This window comes from Mycobacterium sp. 1165178.9, from assembly GCF_001673555.1.
Classification (GTDB): Bacteria; Actinomycetota; Actinomycetes; order Mycobacteriales; family Mycobacteriaceae; genus Mycobacterium.
Window position 1 is genome coordinate 1 of sequence record NZ_LZMB01000088.1, and the last position, 6,480, is coordinate 6,480.

Consider the following 6,480-nt stretch of genomic DNA (forward strand, 5'->3'; position numbering starts at 1 on the left):
CCGTTGTCCGCCGGCCAATCCGGCACCCGAGGCGCCCGCGCCGGCGCCCCAGCCCGCGCCACCGGCCAACCCCGCGCCGGAGGCGCCGCCCGCCGAGCCGCCGCCGGGAGGCTAGGCGGGTGTCCGTGCGGATGAATCCGCAGCGCTTCGCCGAACTGGTCTCCGACGCCCTGGACCTGATCCCGCCCGAGCTGGCGGCCGCCATGGACAACGTGGTCGTGCTGGTCGAAGGCCGCCATCCAGAAGACGCCGAACTGCTCGGGCTGTACGAGGGGGTGGCGCTGACCGAACGAGACTCCGACTACTTCGGCTCGCTGCCGGATGCCATCACCATCTACCGCGAGGCGCTGCTGGACGTCTGCGAATCCGAGGACGAGGTCGTCGAGGAGGTGGCGATCACGGTGATCCACGAGATCGCGCACCACTTCGGCATCGACGACGACCGGTTGCACGAGCTGGGCTGGGCCTGAATACCTCGCACGCCACCGGATTTCCGGGCGCGGCATCCCGGATTTGTCCGCGCCGGGTGCTATGAACTCACCTATGAGCATTGACTGCCGCGACTGCCGGGCAGGCTTAGATCACTGTCACGGCACCATCATTCGCCATGCGCTGCACCGGTCGGAATGCACGGAGCCGGACTGCTTCACTCCGGAGTTGTTGCCGCACGCCTTCGTCATCGACTGCGACGCCGTCGGCTGCACGTGCACCGAAGTGATCGCCCTGGCCGTCTGACCGAGGGGTCAGCCCATGGGGTCGGTGCTTGACCGCACCGCGTCCGCGACGGGGGTCGCTTCTTCCTTCGGGTAGAACGGCGGCGTCGAGCTTCCCCAGCGCACGCAACTCCACCGCCCGTCGGTGATCGGGGTCAATGCCACCGATTCGGCGTTGTCCAGGTGATTGTCCAGCGCGAAGTCGGCGTCCACACCCGCCAGCACCGCGGCGGCCAGCCGGATCGCCGCACCATGGCTGACGAGGACGATGTCGCCGTGGAAGTCGTGGTTGTCGAGATAGCGCAGGCGCAGGTGGGTGAGCACCGGCACGTAGCGGTCCAGCACGTCGTTGCCGGTTTCACCGCCGGGCAGCGCGACGTCGAGCTCGCCGTGGTGCCAGCGCTCGTAGATCGCGTTGAACTCGGCGACCGCGTCGTCGTCGTTGCGGTTTTCCAGCCGGCCGACCTGGACCTCGTGGACGCCGGCCATCTCGATGGCGGGCATCTCGAGCTGGCTACCGATCTCCGCGGCGGTCTGCAACGCCCGGGTGGCCGCCGAGTGTGCGAGCATCGCCGGCCGCCCCGAATGGCGGGCGAACGCGCGGGCCTGATCGCGGCCCAACGGGGTCAGCTCCGCGCCGGGCGGGCGTGTGTCGAGTCGGCGCTCGACGTTTCCGAAGGACTGGCCGTGTCGCACCAGGATCAACCGACCGCTCACCGCTGCGACCCCCGCCCGTCGCGCAACTGCGTGAGCCAGCGCGCGGCCTCGTCGGCCGGCGGCGGCAACGCTCCGGCGGGTGAGCCGGTGGGCCAGGATCCTAGGTAGCGCACATCAGCACAACGACGGTGCAGCGCTTTGAGTGCCTCGGCCACCGCGTCGTCGTCGATATGGCCCACACAATCGGCGAAAAATCGGTAGGTGCCGAGTCCGGTTCTGGTCGGCCGGGATTCGATGCGGGTCAGGTCTATGCCACGGACACCGAATTCGGCGAGCGCGGCGAGCAACGCGCCGGGCGCGTTGTCGATGCGCAGCACCACCGAGGTGCGATCGGCTCCGGTGCGCGCCGGCGGCGGCCCCGGGCGCCCGACCAGGAGGAAGCGGGTGCGGGCGTTGGCTTCGTCGACCACTCCCTCGGCCAGGGTGTCCAGGCCCCAGCGCTCGGCGGCCAGCGGGGAGGTCACCGCGGCGTCTACGTGTCCCTCGGCCACCTGTTGGGCGGCGTCGGCGTTGGAGTACGCGGGCCGCAGCTTGGCGTCGGCCAGGTTGGCGGCCACCCAGTGGCGCACCTGGGCCGCCGCCACAGTGAAGGCCGCCAGCGTCCGCACGTCCGCGGCGCTGCGGCCGGGTTTGACCACGATGCTGAACGCGACGTTCAGCGTGGTTTCGGCGAACACCTGCAGCGGTGAGCCGATGGCCAGGCTGTCCAGGGTGGGCGTCACGGAACCGTCGATCGAGTTCTCGATCGGGACGCAGGCGTAGTCGGCGGCGCCGTCGCGCACGGCGTCCAGCGCCGCGGAGTTGCTTTCGACGGGCGAGGATTGGACTTCGCCTTGTTCGGGGACCAGGCCGGCGGCGGTGATCTGTCGCAGCGCCGCCTCGGTGAACGTCCCCTCCGGACCGAGGTATGCGATGCGGGCCACGTCCCAACCCTAGCGGCGTGCAAGCCGGAAAACCCTTGCGACGCCAGCCTTGCGTAAGTTAACTTAGGCTTACCTAATCAAAGGATGAGAATGGTATTACCGCTGAGCTGCCCCGCCCCGACCACCGCCGAACGGATCCGCAGCGCCTGTGTCCGCGCCAGCGGCGCGCTGCTGGCCATCGAGCATGACGACCCGGTCGCCACCCCCGTGCATCACCTGATGGACGACGGGTCCGTTGCGCTGGCAGTTCCCGTGGAACGGGAGCGTGAGCTCACGCGTCCCATCTCGGGATCCCCGGCCCTGCTGGAACTGACCGACTACGCGCCGCTGCCGCTGCGCGAACCGGTCCGTTCGCTGGTCTGGGTGCGCGGGCACCTCCAGGAAGTGGACCCGACCGAGATCCTTGACACGCTCGACCTGATCGCCGCGGAGTGCCCTAATCCGGCCCTGCTGAGCGTCGATACCCCGCGATGCTCCCCCGCCGACGGCGAAGAGCCGCGCTACACGCTGCTACGGCTCGAGATCGCCTCTGTGGTCGTCACCGATGCCACCGGCGCGGAGCCGGTCAGCGTGGCCGACCTGCTGGACGCCCGGCCCGACCCATTCTGCGCGCTCGAGTCGAACCTGCTGTGGCACTTGGACACCGCCCACAGCGATGTCCTGGCGCGACTGGTATCCAGGCTCCCGGCGCCCCTGCGGCGTGGTTATGTGCGACCCCTCGGCCTGGACCGCTACGGCGTCCGGTTCCGCGTCGAGGGCGACGACCGCGATCACGACGTCCGGCTGCCGTTTCACAAACCGGTCGACGACATGACCGGTCTGAGCCAGGCCATCCGGGTGCTGATGGGATGCCCGTTCATCAACGGGCTTCGCGCGCGCGGCTAGCCGAAGTCGCGGCGTACCGACGCGGCTGGGCGCGGGGCACGTACGTTAACCGGGTGAACGGCGACCGATCACCGCAGCGGCGGCGACCTCCGGGCTCGAGCGCGCCTGCGCATCCGCGTGCCGGGCAACCGCGCCCGGAACCGCCACAGGTGATCCGGCGGCCGCCCGCGCCTCCGCCGTCGCCGCACGCGCAGACCCAGCCGCTGCGGCGACAGACGACCCCGCCCCCACCTGCGGCCGCTTCGCCGGCGTCCCGGGTCCCGCCGCCCCGACCGCTTGCGACGAGCCGCAAGCGAGGCAAGCTCCGCTGGGTTCGCACGCTGGTGACGGCCCTGCTGGTGGGCGTGCTGCTGCTCGGTGCGGGCATCACCGCCGCGGCCGTCTGGTTCGACTACAAGTTGCACCGCGAGCCGGTGCTCGCCGACTATCCCGACCGGCCCGCCGCCGGCCGGGGCACCAACTGGCTGATCGTCGGGTCGGACAGTCGCCAGAAGCTCAGCGTCGAGCAGCAACAGGACCTGGCTACCGGCGGCGATATCGGTAACGGCCGTACCGACACGATCCTGCTGGTTCACGTGCCCGGTTTGGGATCTGGAGCGCCGACGACCATGGTGTCGATACCGCGCGACTCCTATGTGCCCATCCCAGGCCACGGGAAGGACAAGATCAACGCCGCGTTCGCGACAGGCGGCGCGCAATTGCTGGTTCAGACGGTAGAGCTGGCCACCGGGTTGCGCCTCAGTCATTACGCCGAGGTCGGTTTCGGCGGGTTCGCCGCGCTGGTGGACGCGCTCGGCGGGGTGACCGTCTGCCCGAAGGCGCCGTTCAAGGACCCGTTGGCCGGCATCGACCTGCCGGCCGGCTGCCAGAACCTGACCGGCCGCAACGCGCTGGGATACGTCAGGTCACGCGACACCCCGCGGGCGGACCTCGACCGGATGGTCAACCAACGGCAGTTCGTGACGGCGCTGCTGCATCGGGCCGCCGGCCCCGCGGTGTGGCTCAATCCGTGGCGCTGGTATTCGGTAACCCGCGCGGCCGCCGACGCCCTGACCGTCGACCAGTTCGACCACGTCTGGGATCTGGCCCGGCTCGGCTGGGCACTGCACGGGGCCGCCACCGCCATGACGGTCCCGATCGGCGAGTTCACCAGCGGCGGCGCCGGCGCGGTCGTGGTGTGGAATCACGACGAGGCGGCCAGGTTGTTCGAGTCGTTGGCGTCCGATGCGCCGGTGCCTCCCGCGCCGAGCGAGCCGCAATAGCGGGTGATCTAACCGCTGCCCTCGCCCGCACGGTTGCCTTGCAGCCATGCCTTGGTGCGACCCGGGTGGTGCGTGGCCAGCCACGCCACCCCGACTTCGCGGCAGAAATCGATGTCTTCGTAGTTGTCGACGTTCCAGCAGTAGACCGCCCTGCCCTGGGCGATCGCGCGATCGGCGAGCTGGGGATAGTCCTTCAACGTCGTCAGCGAAGGCCCGACGGCGGTGGCGCCGATGGCGGTGGGCGCACCACTGGTCAAATAGCGCGCGGTCTTGCCGAGCAGCACCGTGGGCAGCAGCGGCGCGGCTCGCCGGATCCGCCAGACCGCGGACGCCGAGAACGACATCACCACCGCGCGGGACCGGTCCGCCGAGGCGGGCGCGGCGATGCCGAAACGGTGCAGCGCCGCGAGCAGCTTGGTCTCCACCAGCGAGCCGTACCGCACCGGGTGTTTGGTTTCGATGAACAGCTTCACCGGCCGACGCCAATCCAGCACGAGTGAAACCAGCGCGTCGAGCGTCAACAAACTGGTGTCACCGTGCGTGCCGTCTTCTCGCCAGCTGTCGTGCCACGCCCCGTACTCGAGCTCGCGCAGCTCGGCGAGCGTCATAGTGCTGACCAAACCCGCCCCGGTCGAGGTCCGGTCCAGCCGGCGGTCATGCACGCACACCAGATGCCCGTCGCGGGTCAATCGCACGTCGCATTCGACGCCATCGGCACCTTCTTTGAGGGCGAGCTCGTAGGCGGCCAGTGTGTGCTCGGGCCGCGCGGCCGAGGCGCCCCGGTGGGCGACGACATAGGGGTGCCCGGCGAGCACCTCGTCGGCCCACGTCATATTCCTATGCTGCCGGTTCCTGCCCCTTCAACTCAACTGGGTCGGCCGAGGCCGAGGCGGCGGGCCGATCATCAGGAACCGCGACCCAGCGATGCGCGGGACGCGCGACGGGTTTGCGCTGGAATCCCTCGAAGACGCGGGTGGCGGCGGCCAGCGTTGCCGCCGCAAACAGATACGCGACGACCATCAGAACGGTGTTGTTGGCGATGCCCTGGGCATCGGTGGCGAAGCTCGTCGCGATGGCCGCGATGGACACGGCGTAGCTGCACACCCACACGCCCCACCACTGAAGGATGGTCGTGCGCAGGCGGGCATAGTGCTCTTCGAGCAGCGCCAGCTCGATCACGTACACCGGCGCCCACAGCAGGTTGGCCAGCGGTGCAACGCAACCCGCCCACAGCGCACGCGGCGACCGCTGCTCGGGCAACCCGTGATGGGCGAGCACGGCGGCGCGGCGCGCGATCATCCAGCGGATCAGCTGCACGCCCGAGGCGATCACCGCCGCTCCCGCGCCCACGCTGGCGAGCACGCCGAGCCAGTCGGCTCCGATCGCGACCCACGAATTCAGCAAGGTGTTCCGGTTGATCACCAGCAGCACGTACCGCACCACGTAGACCAAAGCGGCGATGCTGAGCACCAGCACGCTGACGAAGGACGTGGTGCGAACGACCTGCGCGGGCGGCCCCGCCTGCGCGGGTGCCGTTGCGGCGGCGGGCGTCTGCTCGACGCGGTCGGCCAAGCCCCAGCGCGGTATGACGGCATAGCGCGGCGTGGGCCCGAGGGGACGGCGGCCGCGTCGGGCCGGCGGCGCTGCGCCGGGCCGCACGGCTATCCAGCGGTAGCCGGGCGGCAGCCGCGGCGGCGTGCGCTGCCACCGCGGCGGCGTTGCGGGGCGAGCCTGGGTCGGTGCGCCGGGCGCACTCCATTGCGGGTCGGCCGGGGGGCCATCCTGCGTGGGCGCCATCAGGGCCCCGCGGCAGCGGGGACACCACTCGCGCTGTCGATCGCGCACGTTCCAGCGCGTGCCGCACTGGGAGCACACCTGGATCACCGGACCAGACTAGCGCCGTCCCGACGCGGGCCAAGGAACACCGGCCGAGGGCCGGGTGGGGGCCCGCGCTCGGGCGGCCCGGCAACCGACCGGGCC

Annotated in this window: 7 protein-coding genes and 1 pseudogene; 4 read left to right on the forward strand and 4 right to left on the reverse strand. The window is 70.6% G+C overall.

Annotated features, from left to right (window positions below; genetic code table 11):
* Positions 1-119 precede the first annotated feature (119 nt).
* A pseudogene (locus tag A5652_RS04555) lies at positions 120-543 on the forward strand (metallopeptidase family protein); the annotation flags it as partial.
* Positions 544-735: a hypothetical protein gene (locus A5652_RS04560; protein WP_064880454.1), complete on the forward strand. Its 192-nt coding sequence runs from the start codon at positions 544-546 to the stop codon at positions 733-735.
* Positions 736-743: 8 nt separating this feature from the next.
* On the opposite strand, the gene A5652_RS04565 is transcribed toward A5652_RS04560, so the two are convergent.
* Together A5652_RS04565 and pheA are read right to left on the reverse strand one after the other, a co-directional pair.
* Positions 744-1,430 carry a histidine phosphatase family protein gene (locus A5652_RS04565; protein ID WP_067347087.1) on the reverse strand — a complete coding sequence of 229 codons (687 nt, stop codon included), beginning with the start codon at positions 1,428-1,430 and terminating at the stop codon, positions 744-746.
* The gene (pheA, locus tag A5652_RS04570; RefSeq protein WP_067347089.1) at positions 1,427-2,353 is read right to left on the reverse strand and encodes a prephenate dehydratase; all 927 of its coding nucleotides are present in this window, start codon (positions 2,351-2,353) and stop codon (positions 1,427-1,429) included. Before pheA ends, A5652_RS04565 begins: the two co-directional genes overlap by 4 nt.
* A gap of 90 nt (positions 2,354-2,443) precedes the next feature.
* Here pheA and A5652_RS04575 point away from each other — a divergent pair, with 90 nt between their 5' ends.
* Both A5652_RS04575 and A5652_RS04580 read left to right on the forward strand, forming a co-directional pair.
* Positions 2,444-3,238 carry a DUF2470 domain-containing protein gene (locus A5652_RS04575; RefSeq protein WP_067347091.1) on the forward strand — a complete coding sequence of 265 codons (795 nt, stop codon included), beginning with the start codon at positions 2,444-2,446 and terminating at the stop codon, positions 3,236-3,238.
* A gap of 53 nt (positions 3,239-3,291) precedes the next feature.
* Positions 3,292-4,500 (forward strand): LCP family protein, encoded by a 1,209-nt coding sequence (locus A5652_RS04580; RefSeq protein ID WP_067347093.1) that lies wholly within the window; start codon positions 3,292-3,294, stop codon positions 4,498-4,500.
* Between the two features lie 8 nt (positions 4,501-4,508).
* Here A5652_RS04580 and A5652_RS04585 read toward each other — a convergent pair whose 3' ends face one another.
* Entirely contained in the window at positions 4,509-5,333 is an 825-nt protein-coding gene (locus A5652_RS04585) for a glycerophosphodiester phosphodiesterase (protein ID WP_067347095.1), read from the reverse strand.
* A 4-nt stretch (positions 5,334-5,337) separates the two neighbouring features.
* On the reverse strand, positions 5,338-6,384 hold the full coding sequence (locus tag A5652_RS04590; protein ID WP_156745155.1) for a DUF4328 domain-containing protein: 1,047 nt from the start codon (positions 6,382-6,384) through the stop codon (positions 5,338-5,340).
* Positions 6,385-6,480 lie beyond the last annotated feature (96 nt).